General features: G+C 67.8%; 25 protein-coding genes. 8 read left to right on the top strand and 17 right to left on the bottom strand.

The genetic code is table 11. The features are described 5' to 3' along the window. Positions 1-57 precede the first annotated feature (57 nt). Positions 58-525: a RidA family protein gene (locus AC1DW0_RS20990; protein WP_457353208.1), complete on the top strand. Its 468-nt coding sequence runs from the start codon at positions 58-60 to the stop codon at positions 523-525. Continuing rightward, positions 525-1,019: a disulfide bond formation protein B gene (locus AC1DW0_RS20995; RefSeq protein WP_457353210.1), complete on the top strand. Its 495-nt coding sequence runs from the start codon at positions 525-527 to the stop codon at positions 1,017-1,019. Before AC1DW0_RS20990 ends, AC1DW0_RS20995 begins: the two co-directional genes overlap by 1 nt. On the opposite strand, the gene paoC is transcribed toward AC1DW0_RS20995, so the two are convergent. From paoC to AC1DW0_RS21035, 8 genes are all read right to left on the bottom strand, one after another. Beyond that, the gene (gene paoC / locus AC1DW0_RS21000) at positions 1,016-3,208 is read right to left on the bottom strand and encodes an aldehyde oxidoreductase molybdenum-binding subunit PaoC (RefSeq protein WP_477947765.1); all 2,193 of its coding nucleotides are present in this window, start codon (positions 3,206-3,208) and stop codon (positions 1,016-1,018) included. The genes AC1DW0_RS20995 and paoC overlap by 4 nt on opposite strands. After that, a complete protein-coding gene (locus tag AC1DW0_RS21005) occupies positions 3,208-4,161 on the bottom strand; it encodes an FAD binding domain-containing protein (RefSeq protein WP_477947767.1) in 954 nt (317 codons plus the stop codon). Before AC1DW0_RS21005 ends, paoC begins: the two co-directional genes overlap by 1 nt. Continuing rightward, positions 4,158-4,787, bottom strand: a complete 630-nt coding sequence (paoA, locus tag AC1DW0_RS21010) for an aldehyde dehydrogenase iron-sulfur subunit PaoA (RefSeq protein WP_056193435.1) — start codon at positions 4,785-4,787, stop codon at positions 4,158-4,160. Before paoA ends, AC1DW0_RS21005 begins: the two co-directional genes overlap by 4 nt. A 90-nt stretch (positions 4,788-4,877) precedes the next feature. Beyond that, a complete protein-coding gene (locus tag AC1DW0_RS21015) occupies positions 4,878-6,638 on the bottom strand; it encodes a gamma-glutamyltransferase family protein (RefSeq protein ID WP_477947769.1) in 1,761 nt (586 codons plus the stop codon). A 27-nt stretch (positions 6,639-6,665) separates the two neighbouring features. Continuing rightward, positions 6,666-8,042, bottom strand: a complete 1,377-nt coding sequence (locus tag AC1DW0_RS21020; RefSeq protein WP_477947771.1) for a DUF1501 domain-containing protein — start codon at positions 8,040-8,042, stop codon at positions 6,666-6,668. Between the two features lie 10 nt (positions 8,043-8,052). Beyond that, complete coding sequence (locus AC1DW0_RS21025) at positions 8,053-9,771, bottom strand: DUF1800 domain-containing protein (RefSeq protein WP_477947773.1); 1,719 nt, start codon at positions 9,769-9,771, stop codon at positions 8,053-8,055. A gap of 104 nt (positions 9,772-9,875) precedes the next feature. Then, the gene (locus AC1DW0_RS21030; protein ID WP_477947775.1) at positions 9,876-10,514 is read right to left on the bottom strand and encodes a 3-oxoacid CoA-transferase subunit B; all 639 of its coding nucleotides are present in this window, start codon (positions 10,512-10,514) and stop codon (positions 9,876-9,878) included. Position 10,515: 1 nt separating this feature from the next. Next, on the bottom strand, positions 10,516-11,277 hold the full coding sequence (locus AC1DW0_RS21035; RefSeq protein ID WP_477947777.1) for a CoA transferase subunit A: 762 nt from the start codon (positions 11,275-11,277) through the stop codon (positions 10,516-10,518). Positions 11,278-11,355: 78 nt separating this feature from the next. Here AC1DW0_RS21035 and AC1DW0_RS21040 point away from each other — a divergent pair, with 78 nt between their 5' ends. Continuing rightward, positions 11,356-11,910, top strand: a complete 555-nt coding sequence (locus tag AC1DW0_RS21040) for a helix-turn-helix transcriptional regulator (protein WP_477947779.1) — start codon at positions 11,356-11,358, stop codon at positions 11,908-11,910. Then, complete coding sequence (locus AC1DW0_RS21045; RefSeq protein ID WP_056193418.1) at positions 11,907-12,857, top strand: DUF3667 domain-containing protein; 951 nt, start codon at positions 11,907-11,909, stop codon at positions 12,855-12,857. The genes AC1DW0_RS21040 and AC1DW0_RS21045 overlap by 4 nt, the downstream gene beginning before the upstream one ends. A gap of 9 nt (positions 12,858-12,866) precedes the next feature. On the opposite strand, the gene AC1DW0_RS21050 is transcribed toward AC1DW0_RS21045, so the two are convergent. From AC1DW0_RS21050 to AC1DW0_RS21070, 5 genes are read right to left on the bottom strand one after another with little or no spacing between them, the layout of a single operon-like run. After that, a complete protein-coding gene (locus tag AC1DW0_RS21050) occupies positions 12,867-13,709 on the bottom strand; it encodes a 2OG-Fe(II) oxygenase (protein WP_056193415.1) in 843 nt (280 codons plus the stop codon). Then, entirely contained in the window at positions 13,706-14,485 is a 780-nt protein-coding gene (yaaA, locus tag AC1DW0_RS21055) for a peroxide stress protein YaaA (RefSeq protein WP_477947781.1), read from the bottom strand. Before yaaA ends, AC1DW0_RS21050 begins: the two co-directional genes overlap by 4 nt. Before the next feature lie 16 nt (positions 14,486-14,501). Beyond that, positions 14,502-14,900, bottom strand: coding sequence for a DUF6691 family protein (locus AC1DW0_RS21060; protein ID WP_477947782.1), 399 nt, complete (start codon positions 14,898-14,900; stop codon positions 14,502-14,504). Continuing rightward, on the bottom strand, positions 14,897-15,325 hold the full coding sequence (locus tag AC1DW0_RS21065; RefSeq protein ID WP_056193411.1) for a YeeE/YedE family protein: 429 nt from the start codon (positions 15,323-15,325) through the stop codon (positions 14,897-14,899). Before AC1DW0_RS21065 ends, AC1DW0_RS21060 begins: the two co-directional genes overlap by 4 nt. Continuing rightward, positions 15,322-15,645: an ArsR/SmtB family transcription factor gene (locus tag AC1DW0_RS21070; RefSeq protein ID WP_056193408.1), complete on the bottom strand. Its 324-nt coding sequence runs from the start codon at positions 15,643-15,645 to the stop codon at positions 15,322-15,324. Before AC1DW0_RS21070 ends, AC1DW0_RS21065 begins: the two co-directional genes overlap by 4 nt. A 56-nt stretch (positions 15,646-15,701) precedes the next feature. On the opposite strand from AC1DW0_RS21070, the gene AC1DW0_RS21075 reads away from it, so the two are divergent. Further along, on the top strand, positions 15,702-16,490 hold the full coding sequence (locus AC1DW0_RS21075) for an MBL fold metallo-hydrolase (RefSeq protein ID WP_056193406.1): 789 nt from the start codon (positions 15,702-15,704) through the stop codon (positions 16,488-16,490). On the opposite strand, the gene yedA is transcribed toward AC1DW0_RS21075, so the two are convergent. Continuing rightward, positions 16,487-17,386 (bottom strand): drug/metabolite exporter YedA, encoded by a 900-nt coding sequence (gene yedA / locus AC1DW0_RS21080; RefSeq protein ID WP_056193491.1) that lies wholly within the window; start codon positions 17,384-17,386, stop codon positions 16,487-16,489. The genes AC1DW0_RS21075 and yedA overlap by 4 nt on opposite strands. 108 nt (positions 17,387-17,494) lie before the next feature. Here yedA and AC1DW0_RS21085 point away from each other — a divergent pair, with 108 nt between their 5' ends. Beyond that, entirely contained in the window at positions 17,495-18,004 is a 510-nt protein-coding gene (locus tag AC1DW0_RS21085) for an Lrp/AsnC family transcriptional regulator (RefSeq protein ID WP_056193403.1), read from the top strand. Positions 18,005-18,023: 19 nt separating this feature from the next. On the opposite strand, the gene AC1DW0_RS21090 is transcribed toward AC1DW0_RS21085, so the two are convergent. The 3 genes from AC1DW0_RS21090 to AC1DW0_RS21100 all read right to left on the bottom strand — a co-directional run bounded on the left by AC1DW0_RS21090 (position 18,024) and on the right by AC1DW0_RS21100 (position 20,849). Further along, positions 18,024-19,370 (bottom strand): TolC family outer membrane protein, encoded by a 1,347-nt coding sequence (locus AC1DW0_RS21090; protein ID WP_056193398.1) that lies wholly within the window; start codon positions 19,368-19,370, stop codon positions 18,024-18,026. A gap of 142 nt (positions 19,371-19,512) precedes the next feature. After that, positions 19,513-20,166 (bottom strand): protein-L-isoaspartate O-methyltransferase family protein, encoded by a 654-nt coding sequence (locus AC1DW0_RS21095; RefSeq protein ID WP_056193488.1) that lies wholly within the window; start codon positions 20,164-20,166, stop codon positions 19,513-19,515. 47 nt (positions 20,167-20,213) lie between these two features. Then, positions 20,214-20,849, bottom strand: coding sequence for a TetR/AcrR family transcriptional regulator (locus AC1DW0_RS21100; protein WP_235531847.1), 636 nt, complete (start codon positions 20,847-20,849; stop codon positions 20,214-20,216). 118 nt (positions 20,850-20,967) lie between these two features. Between AC1DW0_RS21100 and AC1DW0_RS21105 the strand changes: the two genes are divergently transcribed. Together AC1DW0_RS21105 and map are read left to right on the top strand one after the other, a co-directional pair. Then, positions 20,968-21,792 (top strand): undecaprenyl-diphosphate phosphatase, encoded by an 825-nt coding sequence (locus tag AC1DW0_RS21105; protein WP_056193396.1) that lies wholly within the window; start codon positions 20,968-20,970, stop codon positions 21,790-21,792. A gap of 12 nt (positions 21,793-21,804) precedes the next feature. Continuing rightward, the gene (gene map, locus AC1DW0_RS21110) at positions 21,805-22,626 is read left to right on the top strand and encodes a type I methionyl aminopeptidase (protein WP_056193392.1); all 822 of its coding nucleotides are present in this window, start codon (positions 21,805-21,807) and stop codon (positions 22,624-22,626) included. Position 22,627 lies beyond the last annotated feature (1 nt).

The following is a 22,627-nucleotide window of genomic DNA, read 5'->3' on the forward strand; positions in this document are numbered from 1 at the left end:
TGGGACGCGGGGTGTAGCATGCCGCGGTTTTTCGCTTGCGCCACCGCGCTTCTACGCATGAGCTCTTCTGCCATCCAAGCCAAGCTCGCCGAACTCGGCATCACCCTGCCGCCGCTGGCCATTCCCGCCGCCGCCTACCTGCCCTTCACACGCACCGGCAACCTGCTGTTCCTGTCGGGCCATATCGCCAAAAAGGACGGCAAGCCCTGGGTGGGCCAGCTCGGCAAGGATGTCGACACCGCCACCGGCCAGGCGGCCGCACGCGCCGTGGCCATCGACTTGCTCGGCACGCTGCAGGCCGCCACCGGTGACCTGGGCAAGATCGTGCGCATCGTCAAGGTGATGAGCCTCGTGAACAGCACGCCCGACTTCACCGAGCAGCACCTCGTCACCAACGGCTGCTCCGAGCTGTTCGCCGCGGTGCTGGGCGACGCCGGCAAGCATGCCCGCAGCGCCTTCGGCGTGGCCCAGATCCCGCTTGGCGCCTGCGTCGAGATCGAGCTGATCGCGGAAGTTCAGGACTGATGTTCACCACCCCTTCCAAGCTGCCGGCCCGTGCGCTGGCCGGCATGGCCGTGGCGAGCTTCGGCGCCGTCGGCATCGCCTTGATCGCCCAGCACCAGTTCGGCGTCAAGCCCTGCCCGTGGTGCGTGCTGCAGCGGGCCATCTTCCTGGTGATCGGCGCCGTCTCGCTGCTGGGCTGGCTGGTGAGCGCCAAGCGCGCGCTGCGTCAGACGGCCCTCGTGGTCGTGCTGATGCTGTGCGCCGCGGGCCTCACGGCGGCCGTCTTCCAGCATGAGGTGGCCTCGCAGAGCGCCACCTGCGCGATGGGCCTGGCGGACAAGATCGTCACGGCGCTCGGGCTCGAGGAGCTGTGGCCCTCGGTCTTCATGATCACGGCCAACTGCGCGGAGGCGGCGGCCTATCGCCTCGTCGGCCTGCCCTACGAGGTTTGGAGCGGCCTGCTGTTCGCCGCGCTGGCCGCCCTGGGCCTGGTCGTCCTGAACCAGCGCCGCTAAGTCAGCGCGGGCAGGCCGGCGAGCAGCTTGTCCAGCGTCAGCGGGTAGTCGCGCACCCGCACGCCGGTGGCGTTGTAGACGGCGTTGGCCACCGCAGCGGCCGCGCCGCAGATGCCCAGCTCGCCCACGCCCTTGGCCTTCATCGGCGACGAGATCGGGTCGGTCTCGTCCAGGAAGATGACGTCCTGGTGCGGGATGTCGGCGTGCACCGGCACCTCGTAGCCGGCCAGGTCGTGGTTGACGAAGAAGCCGCGGCGGTGGTCCACCTTCAGGTCTTCCATCAGCGCCGCGCCAACGCCCATGGTCATGGCGCCGATGACCTGGCTGCGCGCCGAGGTCGGGTTCAGGATGCGCCCCGCCGCACACACAGCCAGCATGCGCCGCACACGCACCTCGCCGGTCGTCGCGTCCACCGCCACCTCGGCGAAATGCCCGCCGAAGGTGGACTGTTGGTAGCGCTTGTCGAGGTCGCCGTATTCGATGCCGTCCTCGGCCACCAGGCCGGCGAATGATTTCAACGGCGCGGCCTTGCCGCCGCCACGCACCTCGCCGCCGGCAAACTCCGCGTCGGCCATGCCGGCCTTCTGGGCGACCATGCCGCGCAGCTTCATGCAAGCCGCATACACGCCGGCCGTCGAGTTGTTGCCGCCCCATTGGCCGCCCGAGCCGCAGGACACCGGGAAGCTCGAATCCCCCAAGCGCACGACGACCTTGTCGAGGGTCACACCCATGGTCTCGGCCGCCGTCTGCGCAATGATGGTGTAGCTGCCAGTGCCGATGTCAGTCATATCGGTTTCGACGATGACGCGCTCACCCTCCAGGCGCACGCGGGCCTTGGACTTCATCAAGAGGTTGTTGCGAAAGGCCACCGCCATACCGAGGCCCATGAGCCACGCGCCCTCGCGCACCTGCGCCGGTCTGGCATTGCGCCGGTTCCAGCCGAAGCGCTCGGCGCCTTGCTTCATGCACTCCACCAGGCGGCGCTGCGAGAAGGGACGCTGCGGCTTCTCGGGGTCGACCTGGGTGTCGTTGCGCACGCGGAACTCGATGGGGTCCAGACCGAGCTTTTCGGCCATCTCGTCCATCGCGATCTCCAGCGCCATCAGGCCCGGCGCCTCGCCGGGCGCGCGCATGGCGTTGCCTTCCGGCAGGTCCAGCACGGCCAGGCGCATTGCGGTGTAGCGATGCTCGCCGGCGTAGAGCAGCCGCGTCTGGCCCGTGGCCGTCTCGGGGCCGCCGCCCGGCAGGTTGCCAGACCAGCTCTCGTGCGAGATGGCCTGGATACGACCGTCCTTGTTGGCGCCGATGCGGATGCGCTGGATGGTGGCGGGCCGGTGCGTGGTGTTGTTGAACATCAGCGGCCGGGTCAACGCGATCTTGACGGGCCGGCCGGTGGCCTTGGCGCCCAGGGCCGCGAGCACGACGTCGGCGCGCAGGAAGAGCTTGCCGCCAAAGCCGCCGCCGACGAAGGGCGAACGCACGCGCACGTCCTGCTTGGGAATGCCCAGCGTCTTGGCGAGGTCGCCGACGGCCCAGTCGATCATCTGGTTGGACGTCCACACCGACAGCTTCTTGCCCTCCCACCAGGCGATGGTGGCATGCGGCTCCATCATGGCGTGGGCCTGGTCGGGCGTCGTGTAGCTGGCGTCCAGCTGCACCGGCGCCTTGGCGAAGCCGGCCTCGAAGTCGCCATGCTTGGTCTCGGCCTCGCCACCGAAGCCATCGCTCTTGGCCACCGGCGCATGAGGCTTCTCGGCGGCCAGGTCGAAGCGGCCCTTGGCGGCCTCGTAGCGGATGTCGATCAACGCCGCCGCGGCGCGCGCCTGCTCGAAGCTGTCGGCCACGACGACGGCCAGGGCCTGGTGGTAGTGGTCGATCTGCGGGCCGCCGAGTAGCTTGGCGGTGTTCATGTTGCCCTTGCCGAGCTTGCCGGCGTTTTGGGCCGTGACGATGGCCAGCACGCCGGGGGCCGCCCGCGCCGCTTTCAGGTCCATGGCAGCCACGCGGCCCTTGGCGATGCCGGCACCGACGACATAGCCCACAGCCGGCGTCGGCTTCAGGTCGTGGTGCTCGTAGGCATAGGGCGCGGTCCCCGTCGTCTTCAACGGGCCGTCAATGCGCGGCGTGGGGCGGCCGACGATGCGGCCTTGGTCGATGGGGTTGGTGGTGGCGGGCTGGTCGAATCTCATCATGCGCTCCGTGTCGGCTGCAAGGTGTCGACCAGCAAGCGTTCGGCCAGCTTGAGCTTGAAGGCGTTGTCCTGCTGAGGCGCAGCGCCCTTGAAGGCCTGGCCGAAGAATGTGTGCGCGCCGCGCGCGAGTTGCGGCTCGGCCGCCTCCACACGCCAGGGCCTGGGCGCCACGCCGCCGAAGGCCAGGCGTGCGCTGCCGTCGCGCTGCACGATGGCGGCCAGCGACACGAGGGCGAAGGCATAGGATGCCCGGTCGCGCACCTTGCGGTAGACCTGGGTGCCGCCCGCGGGTGGCGGCAGCAGCACCGAAGTGATCAGCTCGCCGTGGGCCAGCGTGTGCTCGACGTGGGGCGTATCGCCGGGCAGCTTGTGGAAGTCGGCGATGGGGATGCGGCGCACCTGGCCATCGGGTTTGATGGTCTCGACCTGCGCATCCAGCACGCGCATGGCGACGGCCATGTCGCTCGGGTGGCTGGCGATACAGGCTTGGCTCGTGCCGATGATGGCCAGCGAGCGCGCCACGCCGCCGATGGCGCTGCAGCCGCTGCCGGGCTGGCGCTTGTTGCAGGGCTGGGCGGTGTCGTAGAAATAGGGGCAGCGAGTGCGCTGCAGCAGGTTGCCCGCCGTCGTCGCCCGGTTGCGCAATTGGCCCGAGGCACCGGCGAGCAAGGCGCGCGAAAGCACGGCGTAGTCCTGGCGCACGCGGGCGTCGCTGGCGAGGTCGGCATTGCGCACCAGGGCGCCGATACGCAGGCCGCCGCCGTCGATCGGCTCAATGCGGTCCAGACCCAGGGCGTTGACATCAACGACGTGGCCGGGCGCCTCGATCTGCAGCTTCATCAGGTCCAGCAGATTGGTGCCGCCGGCGATGAACTTGGCGTCGGGCCAACCCGCGACGGCCGCGGCGGCCTCCGCTGGCGTGCGCGCTCGCTCGAAGCTGAAGGCTTTCATGCGGCCTCCTTGGCAACGCTGGTGATCGCCTCGGCGATGTTGGAGTAGGCGCCACAGCGGCAGAGGTTGCCGCTCATGCGCTCGCGCAACTCGTCGGCGCTCAGCAACGGCTTGGCGGTCAGGTCGGTCGTCACGTGGCTGGGCACGCCGCGCTTGAGCTCGTCCAGCATGCCGGCGGCCGAACAGATCTGGCCCGGCGTGCAGTAGCCGCACTGGTAGCCATCATGCGCGACGAAGGCGGCCTGCAGCGGATGCAGCTGCTGCGGCGTGCCCAGGCCCTCGATGGTGGTGACCTTGGCGCCCGGCGCCATGACGGCCAGCATCAGGCAGCTGTTGATGCGCCGGCCGTCCAGCAGCACCGTGCAGGCGCCGCACTGGCCGTGGTCGCAGCCCTTTTTGGTGCCAGTCAGGTGGAGGTGCTCGCGCAGCAGGTCGAGCAGCGTTGTGCGCGTGTCGACATCGACGCTGTGGGACTGGCCGTTGACCTCCAGGGTCACGCGTCCCGTCGTTCCATTGGACATGGCCGGCTCCCGTTCAGCGGCCTCAACGGCTGAGGCGGCTGCCGTGCCGGCGCCCGCAATCAAGACGTCCCGGCGTGAAAGACAACATCCTTGCACTTCGTCCATCGCTGACCCCGCGGCTCACAACCTAACCAGCCTAGTGGGCGGCTAGCGGGCAGCGGTGTCAGACAAGATGCCGCGCGGCGGCAGGACGACTTACTCGCCACGGACGACGCCCTCGCGGCGCGGGTCGGCGCCGCCGACCCAACCTTCCTTGACCCGCACCAGCACCTGCAGGCCGCTGGTCAGGTCGGTCTCGACTACTTGCTGGCCACGACCGCGCAGGTCGGCCAGTTGCTCGGCCGTCAGCGCGCCGCGCTCGACGATGAGCTGGCCCGAGTTGAAATGGCCGAAGTTGGGCAGGTCTACCGCCTGCTGGGCCGGCAGGCCCCAGGCCAGGGCGCCGGTGATGGCCTTGGCGACGTAATGAATGATGACCGGCCCACCGGGTGAGCCGGCCACCATGACGAGCTTGCCGTCGCGGTCGAAGACCAATGTCGGCGCCATGCTGGAACGCGGTCGCTTGCCGGCCTCGACACGGTTGGCCACCGGCTTGCCGTCGGCACCGACCGGGTTCAGCGAGAAGTCCGTCAGCGTGTTGTTCAACATGAAGCCGCCGGCCAGGCCCGTGCCACCGTCGCTCATGACGCGGCTGCCGAAGGCGGATTCGACGCTGGTCGTCATCGCCACCGCATGGCCTTCGGCATCGACGACGCTGACTTGGCTGGTGCCGGCCTCGAGTTGCTCGGCCTGGGGCGCCAGGGCCTGCTTGATGGCCGCGGGTTGGCCCGCCGTGGCCACGCCCATGGCCTTGGGGCCGATCAGCGCACCGCGCTGCTTCAGATATACCGGCGCAAGCAGGTTCTGCCAGTCACCGCCTGGCGCGGCCACAAAGGCCGGGTCGGCTATGTACTGGGCGCGGTCGGCAAAGGCCAGCTTGGCGGACTCGGCATAGGCGTACATCCAGTCGGCCGTGATCCCTTTGGCCGTCACGGCGGCCGGCTGGGTGTCGAGGATGCCGAGGATCTGCATCAGCGTCAGGTGTCCCGAGGTCGGCGGACCGAAGCCGCAGATGCGGTAAGCGCGCCAGTCATTGCACAGCGGCGGGCGAGCCAGGGCCTTGTAGCCGGCCAGGTCGGCCGCGCTCAGCAGGCCCGGACGGGCATGGCCTTTCACGCGGCGCACGATGTCCTCGGCCACGGCGCCCTCGTAGAAGGCCTTGGGGCCCTTGATGGCGATGCCACGCAGCACGGCGGCATAGGCGGGGTTCTTCAGCACGGTGCCGACGGGCTTGGGCGCGCCGGTCGCATCGAAAAAGTACGACCCGGCCTGCGGATCGTTTCGCAACTGCGCCTCGGCCGAGGCCAGCTCGAACAACCGCGGACTGATCGCAAAGCCCCGCTCGGCCAGGCGGATGGCCGGCTCGAACAGCCTGGCCCAGGGCAACTGGCCATGCTGGCGGTGCGCCTCCGCCAGCATGGCCAGCACGCCCGGCACGCCGGTAGACAGGCCGCTCATGATGGCCTCGCGCATCGGCAGGGGCTTGCCGTCGGCCTTCAAGAAGAGCTCGGGCGTGGCTGCGGCCGGCGCTGCCTCGCGGCCGTCCAGGGTCTGCACCTGGCGGCCATCCCAGTGCATCAGAAAGGCGCCGCCCGCAATGCCGCTGGACTGAGGCTCGACCAAGCCGAGCACGGCCTGCACGGCCACGGTCGCGTCGACGGCCGAGCCCCCGGCCCTCAGCATCTCGATGCCCGCGTCCACAGCCAGCGGGTTGGCCGCCGTCACCGCAAAGCGCTTGGCAGGCGCCGTCAGGCTGCCCTGCTTGGCAGTGCGGCTGGTGGCGGCCTCGGGTTGGTCGAGAGCATGGGCCGGGGCCAGCAGGCTGGCCAGGAGAAGAGGCGTCAGGAGGCGGAGCATGGGGCCATCTTAGGCATGCCCCCGAACTCAGAAATAAGCCATATCCCGCTGGCTGTAGTTGACGATCTGCGGCAGCACGCGCGGCAGGTCGCCGGCGCCGACGCCCATCCAGGTGGCCAGCGTCGCGCCGAGCTGATCCACACCCGTCGTCGGCAGCAACCGGCCCTGGCCGACGTCGTCGGGGCCGTTGATGCTGACCGAGGGCAGCGTGCCCCAGTATTTGCCGCCCTGCACCGCCCCGCCCAGCACGAAATGGTGGCTCCCCCAGCCGTGGTCGGAACCGTCGCCATTACTGGTCAGCGAGCGGCCGAAGTCGCTGGCCGTGAAGGCGGTGACCTGGCTGGCGACGCCCAGCTCGACGGTGGCCGCGTAGAAGCTGGCCAGCGCGTCGTTGACAGCGGTCAGCAGCCCCGGGTGCTCGTCGAGCAGGAAATCGTGGGTGTCGAAGCCGCCCAGTGACACGAAGAAGACCTGGCGCGTCGCGCCCAGGGCCTGGCGGGCGCCAATGAGCTTGGCCACCATCAGCAGCTGGGCGGACAGGCTGCTGGCCGCATCGAAAGGCGTCTGCAGCGCTGGCACACCGGCCAGGCCGGAGGTGACGACGCCCTGGGCGCTGACGGAGCGGGCGACGACCTTGTTCAGTTCGGCCTCCATCCAGTGCGTGCGGTCGGCCGTGATGAGACCGCGCAGCGCATCGGCGCAGGCCTGGGAGCCGTACAGCGGCTTGAGGATGCCGTTGATGGGCACGGCGCCGCTGGTGGACACCTGGTATTGCACGGCCTGCTTGCCGGCCATGAAGACGGCATTGCCCGCGGCATTGATGCAGGTGAAGGTGGCCGTGCCGTTGCCGCCCAGGAAGAGGTCGCCCATGCGGCCACCCCAGCCCGAGGTGGCGCCCTCGGGCGAGCTGCTCTGCCAGACGGACTGCTGGTCGTTGTGCGAAAACAGCTTGGGCGGCAGCGGCACGTTCTTGGCGTTGTACTGGGCCAGCGTGGTCGGCTGGATCAGCGTGCCGACATTGAGCTGGATGCCGAGCCGGCCGCTGTCCCACAGGCCCTTGAGCTTGCCGAGCTGGGGCGCCAGGGCCATCTGACGGCCGCCGACGTTCAGTGCAAGGGCCGTCGCGGCCAGTTGCTCGCGCGGCGTGGCCAGAGTCTGGCGGATGCCGGCATAGGCGTTGTAGCTGGCCTGGTCGTACGGGACCAGGGTGTTGCCGTGGTCGTTGCCGCCGTACAGGAAAACGCAGACCAGGGCCTTGTAGTCGCCAGGCGCTGTGGCCGCGGCGGCTTCGCCCAGTGCGGCGAGGTTCAGCGCCCAGGGCGCGGCGCTGCCCGCGATGCCAAGAGCGCCAGCACGGCGAAGGAACTCGCGGCGCTGCAGTTCGGGGAGTCGGTTGAGCTTCATGGTCGTCCCCTTACTTCTGCACTTGGTATTCGGGGCAGGCCATCAACATCAGGATGGCGGCCTGCACGCGGTTGGCCTTGCCGGTGTCGCTGGCGGCGGAGATGGTGGCCACGGCGGTCGCGATGGTGGCTTGCGTCGTCGTCGAGATGTCGCCGCCGCCCAGGCGCAGCGCGAGGCTGGCAACCAGGGCGGGCGCGTCCCCGGCCAACACAAGCTCGGCCGTGTAGCTGGGCTTCACATCGTTGATGCCGTCGGCAATGGCCTTCTGCATGTAGTTGATGTAGCCGGCCACCGTGCTCTCGTTGCAGAGCTGGAACTCAGGCGCCGTGACGTCGTTCGTACCCAGCTGCGAGTTGGGCGGCACATAGCCGGGGCGGAAGAAATTGAAGACCGAGGGGCTGCGCAGCGGGCTCTGGCCCAGGCGGGTGCCGGAGTCGCTCGTGTTGCCGATGTTCCAGAGGCCATTGGGTGAGGTGACGCCGAAGCTGCGCCCCCACTGGATGAAGCGCTGCAACGGTTCGCGCAGCTTGCCGGCACCCGGAGCGGCGGATGCGGTGCGCGCTTCGGTGTCCAGCAGGATGGCCTTGATAGCGGCTTTGAGGTCGCCACGCACGCCGGCGCCGTTATCGGCCCAGACGGCGGCGACGCGGCCGACATAGGCGGGGCTGGGGTCGGAGGCCACCAGGCGCTGGATCAGTTGCCGGCCGATGAAGGGGCCGACGTTGGCATGGGCAGCCAGTGTGTCCAGCGCGATCTTCAATGCGGCCGGGCCGTCGGCCGAGGCCGGGATGTCGACGTCCAGCACCTTCTTGGCCCCGGTCGAGAAGCGCGAGGCGATGTTGACCATGGGCTTTTTCATGAAAGCCGGGTCGCTGCCGCTGTAGCTGTCGAAGTCCCAGCCGGTGAAGACACGCGCCAGGTCGGTGATATTGGTCTGGCTGTAGGTTTCGATGGGCTTGCCGCTGCCGTCGAGATTGAGCGTGCCGTCGGCATTGAGCTGGTAGAGGCCGATGCTGAACAGTTGCATGACCTCGCGGGCGTAGTTCTCGTCGGGGACGCGGCCAGTGTTGGTGTCTTCCTTGAGGTTGCCGCGCGTGGCGAGATACACGCCCATGCCATTGGACAGCGTCACCGCGTTCAGCAGATCGCGGTAGCTGCCAAAGCAGCGCTGCTCCAGCATGTCCACATAGCAGGCGATGGCGAAGCCCCGCCAGGGCATGGGCAGGCCGCTCATGGAGATGACGAAGATCTCGCTCAGGGCCAGCACAACGCGCTGGCGCAGCGAATCGGGCGCGGACAGCAGCTTGCGCCACAGCGTGTTGTCGGCGCCGCCGAAGTCGTTGCGGTGGTCAACGATGGCATAGCCATTGGCCACCATCCAGTCGAAATGGCCATCGCTGACCGGCAGCGCGAACTGCGCGTCCAGCCACGCGGCGTAGCCATTGGCCTTGACGGTGGCGATGTCGGCTGCGCTCGCGGCAAAGCCGGCCTGGGCCAGGAAACGCGCGGCTTCGGCGTCGGTGATGCCGGGTGGCGGCGGGGGTGGAGGTGGCGGCGGAGGCGGTGGTGACGGCGATGGGGTCGGCGCATCGCCTCCCCCTCCTCCACCGCAGGCAGCCAGCAAAGCCGCTGCCGTAGCGGTGGCCGCGATGCCGCCGGGGTTCAGGTCTGCACTTGTCTCGAGTGCGGGGGCGATGGTCTCGACTTCAGGCGTCGGTGGTGCGCGCATGGTGGCCTCGCTGTTGTTCGAAGAATGCTCCGCCCAACGCAAACGGGCCAGCTTGCGCTGACCCGTCCTGGCCCATGAACTGGGGATGCGAGGCTTGATTTACCTCAGAGCAACGGAACCCCTGTCTTGCTTTGCGCTTGTTCACGCGTGACGCCCTCGGCCAGCTCGACCAACTTGATGCCGCCGGGCACGACGTCGAAGACGCCGAGGTCCGTGATGATGCGGTCGACGACGCCCACGCCTGTCAGCGGCAGCGTGCAGCTGGGGATGATCTTCATGTCCTCGCTGCCGTCCTTCTTCTTGGCCACATGCTCCATCAGCACGATGACGCGCTTGACGCCGGCGACAAGGTCCATCGCGCCGCCCATGCCCTTGACCATCTTGCCGGGGATCATCCAGTTGGCCAGGTCACCGCTGCCGCTGACCTGCATGGCGCCCAGGATGGACAAGTTGATCTTGCCGGCGCGGATCATCGCGAAGCTGTCGTGGCTGCCAAAGATGCTGCTGCCGGGCAGCGTGGTCACCGTTTGCTTGCCGGCGTTGATAAGGTCGGCGTCGACCTCGTCCTCGGTCGGGAAGGGGCCGATGCCCAGCATGCCGTTCTCGCTCTGCAGCCAGACTTCCTTGCTCGCGGGCACATGGTTGGCCACCAGCGTCGGGATGCCGATGCCGAGGTTGACGTAGAAGCCGTCTTCCAGCTCCTGGGCCGCGCGCGCGGCCATCTGATCTTGGGTCCAGGGCATGTCAGTCCTTTGAAGTGTGGGGCGCAGAGCTACTCGCTTCGCTCGGGCGGTCTGTCCCCAAAACCTTAGATGGCGAGAGAGTCATCTTCTCGATGCGCTTCTCGGGGTTGGCATTGACAACGATGCGGTGCACATAGATGCCCGGCAGATGCACGTCGTCCGGGTCGATCTCGCCCGTCTCAACGAGGTGCTCGACCTCGACAACCGTCAGCTTGCCGGCCATGGCCGCAGCCGGGTTGAAGTTGCGCGCGGTGCGGCGGAACACGAGGTTGCCACTCTTGTCGGCCTTGTAGGCCTTGACCAGCGCGACGTCGGGCACCAGGGCCTTCTCCAGGATGTAGGTCTCGCCGTCAAACTCGCGCGATTCCTTGCCCTCGGCGATCAGCGTGCCCACGCCGGTGCGCACAAAGAAGGCCGGGATGCCGGCGCCACCAGCGCGCATCTTCTCGGCCAAGGTGCCTTGTGGCGTGAATTCAAGCTCCAGCTCACCGGCCAGGTACTGACGCTCGAACTCCTTGTTCTCGCCCACGTAACTGGAGATCATCTTCTTGATCTGGCGCGTGACGAGCAGCGCGCCGAGGCCAAAGCCGTCGACGCCGGCGTTGTTGGAGATGACCGTCAGGTCCTTGACGCCGCTGTCGCGCAGGGCCGTGATCAACGCCTCGGGGATGCCACACAGGCCGAAGCCGCCGACCGCGAGCATCTGCCCGTCCTTCACGACGCCGCGCAGCGCTTCTTCAGCGCTCGGGTACACCTTGTTCATGCCGTCTCCTGCCTTTCGGGTGAAGCGCGAAGGGTACTATCGCGCGCCTTCCGAAGTCGATTAAGCGAATTCGCCTAAGTGGAACCCGCCGTCCTCGATTACCGCAGCGCCTTCCAGCTCGCCCCGATCGGCCTGGTGCTGTCCGCCCAGCGCCAGATCGTCGACTGCAATCAGCGCGTGCTGCAGATGTTCGCGGCCACGCGCGAGCAGCTCCTGGGCAAAAGCTTTGCCGTCATGTACCCCAGCGCCGTCGAGTTCGAGCGCACCGGCGCGCGCATCGTCGCCAGCCTGGATGCCCAGGGCCACTATGCCGACGACCGCGTCATGCGTCGCCTGGGTAGCGGCGAGCTGTTCTGGTGCCACGTGACCGGCCGCGCGCTGGACCCGTCCGACCCGCATGCCCGCGGCATCTGGAGCTTTGAGGACCTGTCGGCGCGCCGCCAGATCACGGCCGAGCTAACGCCGCGCGAACGCGAGATCGCCGCCCTGCTCGTCGAGGGCCAGACCAGCAAGCTGATCGGCCGACGCCTGGGCGTCAGCCCGCGCACGGTGGACATCTACCGCGGCCGGCTGATGAAGAAATACCAGGCGGGCAGCACGCCCGAGCTGATCAACAAACTGCTGTCCGCATGAGCCCAACGAGCCCCAAGAGCCACGGCGCGCCCGAGCTGCCCTACTGCCGCAACTGCCACTTCACGCTGGCCACGCCGCGCCCGGTCTACTGCGGCCATTGCGGCCAGGAGACTGACCTGCATCCGCCCTCGGTGCGCGAGATGTTCACCGAGTACCTGGGGCACTACGTCGCCTTCGACGGGCCGCTGTGGCGCACGCTGTGGGCGCTGGTCTGCCTGCCGGGTCATCTGACCAACGCCTATTTCCGCGGCCAGCGGCGGCGCTATGTGCTGCCGCTGCGGGTCTATCTGACCGCCAGCTTCCTGTTCTTCGTCGGCTATCACCTGCTGCAGCACGGAAAACACGAGGAGCAGGAGGCAGACGTCGAGTCCAGCCAACCGGCCGCGCCCGGCAAGCCAGTGAAGGTGAAAGTCAAGCCTGGGCAGACGCCGGCCGAGGCTGAGGCCGAGGCGGCAAGCACGGCCGGCCAGGGCAAGAAATCGGTCAACACCAAGCTGGGCTGCGATGAGCAGCATCCCGAGGCCTGCAGCCGCAGCGAGCTTTTGGTGACGGGCTTGGTCACGAAAGGCAAGTCGATGACAGGCGACCAGTGGAAGGCCCGCTTCAGTGCGCTGGCGCCCTACGGCATGCTGGCGATGCAGCCGGTCTTCGCAGCCCTGTTGCTGGCCATGTTTGCCGGCAGCGGGAGGCGCTATGCCGAGCACTTCGTGTTTTCGCTGCACAGCCACAGCCTGTGGTTCCTGGCCCTGCTGCTTGCCATGGCGGCCAACATCGAAGGCTTGATGACTTTCGCCGTCTTCGGCCAGGGGCTGGTGGCGATGCGCAATGTCTACCGGCTCAGCTGGTTCGGCGCCATCTGGCGCGGCCTGCTGCTCAGCATGGGCTACTTCGTGCTGCTGGTCGTCGGCGTCGGCCTGTTGGTCGCAGGCATTGCCGCAACGGCGTGATCCGCCCGATCAGGTGAAGACGCCCTGACGCAGCCATTTCGTCGCCACCCATTTCTCGCCGTCCAGCACCGGCGAGCCGCCATGCAGGGTCTGCGTGGCGGGGTGGGGCCGGTCGTAGCTGAAGAAGACGGCGTTGCCCTTGACGGGTGCGACGTCCAGGCCGATGTCCGGGAAGATGGTCGAGCCGCCGGCGGTGGGCGTGTTCAGGTACATGACAAGCGTCGCAACGCGTTGGCCGCCGCGCTTCAGGATGGCCGGCGTGCTGACATGAGCCGGGTCGAAGTAGTCGTAATGCGGCTGGTATTCAGCGCCCGGCCGGTAGTGCAGCACCTGCAGGCCCTCGCCGTGGTCCAGCGGCCAGCGCAACAGCGTCGCAATGCGTGCTTCGATCTTGCGGATCAGCTCGGTCTCACAGCGCTCGAAGAACATGCCGTCGCTGGTGCGTGCGGCGTTCACCTCGCTGCCCTCGCCGCCGGTGGCCACGGTCTCGGAGCGCGCCAGGCGCTTGGTCGCCAACGCGACGATGCCGTCGCACTCCTCTTCCGACAGCAGGTCGCCAAAGACGATGACGCGCGGCTGCCGCAAGGCCATCAAGACCTTGACCTGGCGGTCGCCGGCATCGATGACGGGCGAAAAGCGGCTCAGCTCGGGTTCGGGCAACCCGACGGTTGCGCCGGGCGGCGGCGTCAGCGTGGCCACCTCGCCCAGGGTGCGCGCCAGCGCCTGGCGGGCGATGCTCTCATCCCAGCCGCTGCCCAGCATCGCGGCCAGGATGCTTTCTGACGCGTGGCCGGCACGGCTCTGCTCGGTGATCCATTCACACAGCTCGGGGGTGATGACTTGTTGGCTCATGACTTGCGGCGGAAGACGAGTCGGTCGGGAGAAGACACCTCAGGGGCCAGACGATAACCGTCCAGGTTGAAGCCTTTCAACGCCTCGGGCGTCTCCAGGCGATGCTGGATGGCATAGCGCGCCATCAGGCCACGGGCGCGCTTGGCGAAGAAGCTGATGATCTTGTACTCGTCGTTCTTCCAGTCCTCGAACTGACAATCGACGACCCTGGGCTTGAGCGCCTTGCGGTCCGCGGCACGGAAGTATTCCTGCGACGCCAGGTTGACGATGACGGGCACCTTCTCGCCCCGCGCCAGCTTGTTCAGATGCAGGGCGAGGCGATCGCCCCAGTAGTCGTAGAGGCTGGCGCCATGGTCACCGGCCAGTCGCGTGCCCATCTCCAGGCGGTAGGGCTGCATGCGGTCCAGCGGCCGCAGGATGCCGTACAGGCCCGACAGCATGCGCACGTGCTGCTGCGCCCAGGCCAGGTCATCGGCGCGCAGCGTCCTGGCATCCAGGCCGTCGTAGACGTCGCCGTTGAAGGCCAGCACGGCCGGCTTGCTGTTGTGCTCGGTGAAGCGCGGCCGCCAGGCAGCGTAGCGGTCGACATTGAGCTGGGCCAGCGGCTCGGAGAGATCCATCAGCCCGCGCACATCGTCCACGCTCTGGGTGCGCAGGATGTCGATGAGGGCGGCCGTGTCGTCAAGGAACTGCGGGCGGGTCAGCGCCGGCGCCAGTTCGGGCGGCGTCGGCGTGTCGTAATCGAGGGACTTGGCGGGCGAGAGCAGAAACAGCATGGGCGCGGATTTTGTCTCATGCTTTTCGGCGCTCCAGCACCTCGAAGATCGCCATGCCGGCCAGCATCGCCGCGACGAAGCCGAGCGCCTTGGCATCGCCCAGGCCCAGCACGACCAAGGCCGGGCCGGGACACAGGCCAACCAGGCCCCAGCCGATGCCGAACAGCAGGCTGCCACCGACGAGGCGGCGGTCGATGCGCGTTGTCTGAGGCATCTGCACCTTGGCCCGGCGTGCCCACGCAAAGGCCGGCAGACCGACCGCGATGGCGCCCGCCATGACAAAGGCCAGCGATGGGTCCCAAGCGCCTGCCAGGTCCAGAAAGCCCAGCACCTTGGTCGGGGATGCCATGCCAGACACGATCAGCCCCAGCCCGAACAACAGGCCCGCGAACGCGGCGATCAGCACTTTCTTCACAGCAAATGCCTCAGCACGAAGACGGTCGCGAAACCAGCCGCCATGAACGCGACTGTCGCAACCGCAGAGCGCGGCGACAGCCGCGAAAGGCCGCAGACGCCATGACCGCTGGTGCAGCCAGCGCCATATCGCGTGCCGATGCCGACCAGCAGGCCGGCTACCAGCAGCGTGCTCCAAGCGGCGTCGATGCGCGGCCGTGGCAGGCCCGCGAACAGCACAAAGATCCACGGCGACACCAGCAGCCCGGCCAGGAAGGCCACGCGCCAGGCGCGGTCACCGGCTAACGGCCGCAGCAGTCCGCCGACGATGCCGCTGATGCCGGCAATGCGACCCGCTCCCAGCACCAGCACTGCGACGGCCAGGCCGACAAGCAGGCCACCAGCCAGGGCGGGCCACGGTGTGAAGGCAGGCCAGTCCACGGTCATGTGTTCTCCTTCGGGCAGTACTGCGTGTAGAGGGTGCGCAGCAGCGCCAGCAAGCGCGGATCGGCCACGCTGTAGAAAACATTCCGGCCCTCGCGCCGCGTGGCCACCATGCCCTCGCGGCGCAGCACGCCCAGCTGCTGCGACAGCGTCGGTTGGTGGATGTCGAGCAGGGCCTCCAGATCGGCAACGCTGATCTCGCCCTGGGACATCTGGCACAGCAACAACAGGCGCTCGGGATTGCCCAGGGCCTTCAGGGCAGCGACGGCCTCGCCTGCTGCCTGGCGCAGGGTCTGGACATCAAGGGTGGGGGGTCTCGGCATGGCAAACATTATATCAATCGATATAATCATGCCTTCTCCATCGCCGGCCATTCCCCATGACTGTCGCCATCCAGGGCTTCCACGACGCCGTCACCGGAACGGTCAGCTATGTCGTGAGCGATCCGACCACGCGCCAGGCGGCCGTCATCGACCCGGTACTGGACTACGACCTTGCCGCCGGCAGCACCAGCACGCTCAGCGCAGACATGCTGCTCGTGCATCTGCGCGAGCAAGGTCTCACCTTGCAGTGGATCCTCGAGACCCATGTCCACGCCGACCATGTCTCTGCCGCTCGGTACCTGCGCACCCGAGCAGGCGGGCTGATCGCCATCGGCGAGCACACCCGCGAAGTGCAAGCCACGCTGGGCCGCCTGCGCGGCTGGCCCTCTGAAGAAGACGGCTTCGACCGCCTGCTGCGCGACGGCGAGTCATTCCGCATCGGCAGCATCGAGGCCACCGCCCTGCTCGTGCCCGGGCACACGCCAGCCGACCTCGCCTACCGCATCGAGGACGCCGTGTTCATCGGCGACACCCTCTTCATGCCCGACGGCGGCAGCGCCCGTGCCGACTTTCCCGGCGGTGACGCCGCCGCGCTCTACCGCTCGATCCGCCGGCTTCTGACCCTGCCGCCCGAGACCCGCCTCTTCGTCTGCCACGACTACCCGGTCGGCCGCCAGGCGCGCTGGGAAACGACAGTGGCCGAGCAGCGCGCCGCCAACATTCACGCGCATGACGGCGTCAGTGAAGCCGAGTTCGTCGCGATGCGCCAGGCGCGCGATGCGACGCTGGCCGCGCCCCGGCTGATGCAGCCGGCCCTGCAGGCCAATATCCGCGCGGGTGGCTAGGCCCTCGCCCGCCCCATCAGCAGCAGCACGACACCCACGAGGACGATGCCCGCGGCCAGCCACTCGTGGCCGCTGATCTGCTCGCCGGCCAGCGTGACGCCAAGCAGCATGGCAATGACGGGGTTGACGAAGGAATAGCTCGACGCCAGGCCCGCCGAGGCCTGCGCCAGCAGCACCATGTAGGCATTGAAGGCGACCAGCGAGCCGAACACGACCAGATAGGCCCAGGCCCACAGCGCTTGCGGCTCGATATGGCCGGGCAAGGTCTCGCCACTCACCAGGCTCAAGCCCATCAGCAGAAGGCCACCGGCCAGCATCTCGCTGGCAAAGCCCATGGCGCCCGGCGCCAGTGGCAGGCTGCGCTGTGACAGCACGCTGCCCACCGCCCAGCTCGCGCAGGCCACGCTGATGGCCACCAGGCCGGCGGGCGATGCGCCAAAGCCCTGGCCCTGCGTCAGCAGCAGCACGCCCACCAGGCCGAGGGCGATGCCCGCCGATTCCAGCCGGGTCGGTTTCTCGCCCCACAGCAGGTTGAGGCCGGCAATCATCAGCGGCATCACGGCAATGAAGGCGACGACGAGGCCCGAGCCCACGGTCTGCTCGGCCGTGGCCGTGCCACCCATGCCGCCGCCCAGCATCAGCCCGCCGATGACGAGGGCATGCAGCCACTGGCGCCGGCTCGGCCATGGCGCGCCGCGCCAGCGCATCCAGCCCGCCAGCAGCACGCCGGCGACGAGAAAACGGCTGCCCATCTGGAAGAAGGGCGGCAGGCTGATCAGCGCGATCTTGATGGCCAGATAGGTCGAGCCCCAGACCAGCCAGGTGGCGGCCAGGCAGAGCAGCAGCAAAGGGCTCAAACCGGGGGCATTCTTGAGGGGCAGCGTCGTCGTGTTCATGGCCGGCATCGTAGAAATTTCGGCTCTTTCATGACATGGGTACTTGAAGGTTGCGCCAGCACTTCGCCTTAATATTCAAGAACATTCCGTCGACTTCTAGAGAATTTCATGGCCATCGAGCTCGATCAGCATGACCATCGCATCCTGGCGGAATTGCAGGCCGACGCCCGCCTGACCATGGCCGAGCTGGGCCGGCGGGTGCACCTGAGCCAGCCTGCGGTGACCGAGCGGGTGCGCAAGCTGGAGGAAGGCGGCGTCATCCGCGGCTACCGGGCGGTCGTGGACGCCGGCAAGCTCGGCTACGCGATCCGCGCCGTCATCCGCATCGAGAGCATGGACGAGCCGCTGCTGCTGCGCGCGCTGGAATCCAGCCCGGAAGTGCTGACCGCCTATGACGTCACCGGGGAGGACAGCTGGATTTTCGAGATCGCCGTGCGTGACGTCGCCCACTTGAAGGCGGTGCTGTCGCGCTTCTGCCAGCAGGCTCCGACCTCAACGGCCATCATCCTGCGTGCGCTGCGCGAGCATGCGCCGCTCAAGCCCCTGCCGGCGGCCGAGCCCGAGCCCCCGCCGCCACTAGCCGCGGCCAACAAAAAGCCCCGCCGCAGCGGGGCTTGATGAAAGAAGAGCCAGGCTCTCAGCGCGCGAGCAAGCCGTTGGCAGCGGCCACATCTTCGGGGCGCAGTTGCCCCGAGGCCTGGCGCAGCCTGAGGCTGTTGACGACGACGTCATAGCGTGCCTTGGCCAGGTCACGCTGGGTCGTGTAGAGCTGGGTCTGGGCGTTCAGCACGTCCAGGTTCACGCGCACACCGACCTTGTAACCCAGTTGGGTGGCTTCCAGAGCCAGCTTGGTGGACGACTCGGCAGCCTCGTAGGCGCCAACCTGGGCCTTCAGCGACTGCACGCCGAAGAAGGCGCGGCGCGTGTCCTCGGCGACCTTGCGACGGGCAAAGTCAAAGTCATTGCGGGCCCTGTCCTCCAGCACCAGGGTTTCCTTGATGCGGTTCTGCGTCGCGCCGCCGGTGTAGAGCGGATAGCTCAAGGTCAGGCCGATGCTGGCGTTCTTGGAGGTGCCGGCTCCGGCCTGCGCAGCTGCAATGCCACCCAGGCTGTTGTGCTGGTTCTGGCCACCCAGGGTGGCGCTGGCGTCCAGCGTCGGCTTTTCGCCGGCCCGGGCGATCTGCGTATCGAGCTGTGCCATTTCCAGGCCCAACCGCGCCTTGCGCACGCCTGGATGCTGGTCATCGGCTGTCGCGACCCAGGTGTCGACGTTGTCGCTGGGCAGGGCCGGCAGGGCGACCGGCACCGCCAGGCTCTTGGGCTCGACGCCGACGCGGCCGACGAACTGGTCCAGCGTGACGCGCGCGACGCGCAGATCGTTGTCGGCTTTCAGCTCCTGAGCCACTGCCAGGTCATAGCGGGCCTGGGCTTCGCGCGTGTCGGTGATCGTGGCGGTGCCAACCTCGAAGTTGCGCTTGGCCGAGGCCAGTTGCTCGGAGATGCCTGCCTTGTTGGCGCGCGACGTCGTCAGCGTGTCCTTGGCGGCCAGCACATCGAAATAGGCCGTGGCCAGCCGGACGATGAGGTCCTGTTCGGCCAGGTCCAGATCGGCCTGAGCGACCGCATAGGCTCGGCGGGCCTTGTCAATGGTCGGAATATTGCTCGCGTTGTAGACGGAATATTTTCCCTGCAGGCCAGCCGTCAATGTCCTCGTATTGAAGCTCGCAGACGAAGGCGGGTCGGTTTGCGCCACGGTGCCCGAACCGGACAGATAGAGCGACGGCCGGATCAGTGCCTCGGCCTGGGCAGCGCGCGCCGCAGCCGCGTCGGCGCTGTTGCGGGTCGCCAGATAAGTCGCGTCATAGCCCCTCGCAGCGTCATAGAGCTCCTGCAGGCTCTGGGCCTGGGCCACGCCGGCGAGCAGGAGGCTGGCGGCGATGGCCAGCGGTTGCAGGATCAGGCGGGGGGCTGTGACGAAGGGCATGGAATTCCTTGACTTGGGCAATGTAGTGAGCGCGGCCGGGTTTATAGAGGCAAAGCCCGCCGGTGACTGAAGCCATGTGACGACCTGCGCCCAAACGGGGAGCAACGGTCGTTTTACGGCGACGGGCTGCATCCGGCCTGGCTTAGAAGCTGAACGCCGGCGCTTCGGCGAAACCGGGCAGGCGGCCGGCCACCGTGTCAAACATCTCGACGGTGCGGAAGTCGCTTGCGCCGGTGCGCGTGACGAGCACGGCGCGCATGACAGGCACCTCGCCGACGATTGCCGCCAGGCGCCCGCCGACCTTGAGCTGGTTCAGCAAGGCCTGGGGCACCGACGCGACCGAGCCGGACAGCAGGATCACGTCGAAGGGTTCCTCGGCGGCCAGGCCGGCGGCGCCGTCCTGGTTCAGCACCGTGGCGTTCAGCACGCCGGCGCGCTTCAGGTTGGCCGCAGCGGCGGCAGCCAGGCCGGCGTCGGCCTCCAGCGCAATGACGCGCTGCGCCTTGTGGCCCAGCAGCGCGGCCAGGTGACCCGTGGCGGCGCCGATCTCCAGCACCTTCTCGTGGCGCTGCACCTTGAGTTCCTGCAGCAGCCGGGCCTCCACCTTGGGTGCCAGCATGCGACGCGTGGCTGTGAGCGGCAGCTCGGTGTCGACAAAGGCTTGCAGCCTGTGGGCTTCGGGCACGAAGTCCTCGCGGTGCACCACGCGCAACAGCTCCAGCACGCTGGGGTCGAGCACATCCCAGGGCCGGATCTGCTGCTCGATCATGTTGAAGCGGACTTGTTCGAGGTTCATCTTGTTCTCCGAGGCGCGGTCGACGGCAAAAAGCAAAATTCTAGAGGTCAGCCCGGTGTGGCGAGCAAGCCGTGCAGCAGCAGCGACATCTGGGCGTCCAGCAACTCCTCGGCGCCCATGGTCTGGTGGCAGATGTCGTGCTCGCCGAAGGAATGCTCGTGCAGCAGCATGTGCAGCATGGGCGCGATCAGCATGTGCACCGTGGCCTCGACGGGCACGGCACGAAATTCGCCAGTACGGATGCCGCGCTCGATGAGGCCCCCGATCAGCGCCTGGGACGGCCGGATGACCTCCTCCACATAGAAACGCGCCAGCTCGGGGAAGTTGCGCGCCTCGACCATCATGATCTTGCAGACGACGCCGGCATTGCCATGGCCGACCTTGGCCCACCAGGCCTGCATCATCTGGCTCAGCAGCTCGGCGATGGAGCCCTGGTACAGCGCCGCCTGGGCAGCCGATTCGGCGATGTGCACGGACAGGTTGTCGCGCACCATGGCCTTGAAGAGCTCGTCCTTGCTGGGGTAGTAGCGGTAGAGCGTGCCCTTGGCCACGCCGGCGCGCGCCGCGATTTCCTCGCTGCGCGTGGCGGCAAAGCCCTTCTCGACGAAGAGCGCCAGGGCGGCGTCCAGCAGCTCCTGCGGGCGGGCGTCCTTGCGGCGTTGGCGGGGGGTGGCGGTGGCCAAGATGGCGAAGTTAATGACCGGAGGGTCAGTAATGTAGCCCGCCGGGCCAGGCAGCGGCAAGGGCACGCCCTGCCCGCTGGCTACACTGCGCGGCTTTGTTCGCCCCCGGAGCCGTTACGTGGATGTCATCCTGCTGATCAAAGCCGCCGTCATGGGCATCGTCGAGGGACTGACCGAGTTCCTGCCCGTCTCGTCCACGGGCCATCTGATCCTGACCGGCAGCCTGCTGGGCATGACGGATGCCAAGTCCAAGGTCTTCGATATCGCCATCCAGAGCGGCGCCATCCTGGCCGTGCTGATCGTCTACTGGGCGCGCATCCGCGAGGCCCTGGGCGGCATCACCAACAGCGCCAAACAGCAGCGCTTCGTCGCCAACATCGCCATCGGCTTCCTGCCCGCCGGCCTGGTCGGTCTGACGGTCTACAAGGCCATCAAGGCGCATCTGTTCAACGCGCCCGTCGTCGCCGGCGCTTTCATCGTCGGCGCGCTGATCATCCTGTGGGTGGAAAAACGCGCCCAGCCGGTGGCCCGCGTGCAGAGCGTGGACGACATGACGGCGCTGGACGCCCTCAAGGTCGGTCTCGTGCAATGCCTGGGCATGATCCCCGGCACCAGCCGCTCGGGCGCCACCATCATTGGCGGCATGCTGCTGGGCCTGTCGCGCAAGGCGGCGACCGACTTCTCCTTCTTCCTGGCCATCCCGACGCTGATCTCGGCCGGCGGCTACAGCCTGTGGAAGGAGCGCCACGCGCTGTCCATGGCCGACGCGCCGATGTTCGCCGTCGGTTTCATCGTCAGCTTCCTGGCCGCCTGGGCCTGCGTGCGCTGGCTGCTGCGCTACGTGGCCACCCACAACTTCGTGCCGTTTGCCTGGTATCGCATCGCCTTCGGCGTCGTCGTGCTGGCAACCTGGCTGACCGGTACGGTTATCTGGGCGGACTGAGATAATTAGGTCATGGCCATCACGATCAAGACCGCAGCCGATGTCGAAGGCATGCGCATCGCCGGGCGCCTGGCGTCCGAAGTGCTCGACATGCTCACGGCGCACGTCAAGCCGGGCGTCACCACCAACGAGCTGGACAAGCTCGCGCACGACCACATCGTCAACGTACAGCAGGGCATCCCGGCGCCGCTGAACTACTGCCCGCCCGGCTACATCCCCTACCCCAAGTCGATCTGCACCTCGGTCAACAGCCAGGTCTGCCACGGCATCCCGAATGACAAGCCGCTGAAGAACGGCGACATCGTCAATATCGACGTCACCGTCATCAAGGACGGCTGGCATGGCGACACCAGCCGCATGTTCGTCGTCGGCGAGGGCTCCATTGCGGCCAAGCGGCTGTGCGCCTTCACCTACGAGGCCATGTGGAAGGGCATCGCCAAGGTCAAGCCCGGCGCGCGCCTGGGCGACATCGGCCACGCCATCCAGACCTTTGCCGAGAACGCCGGCTTCTCCATCGTGCGCGAGTTCTGCGGCCACGGCATCGGCCAAGTCTTCCATGAGGAGCCGCAGGTGCTGCACTATGGCCGCCCCGGCACGTTGGACGAACTCGTGCCCGGCATGATGTTCACCATCGAGCCCATGATCAACGCCGGCCGCCGCGAGATCCGCGAGATGGGCGATGGCTGGACCATCGTCACCAAGGATCGCTCGCTTTCCGCCCAGTGGGAGCACACCATCCTCGTCACCGACACCGGCTACGAGGTCATGACGCTGTCGGCCGGCAGCCCACCGCCGCCCGCCTTCATCACGCAGGCCGCTGCGGCGACCGCGTAAG

The organism is Roseateles sp. P4_D2, from assembly GCF_056401875.1.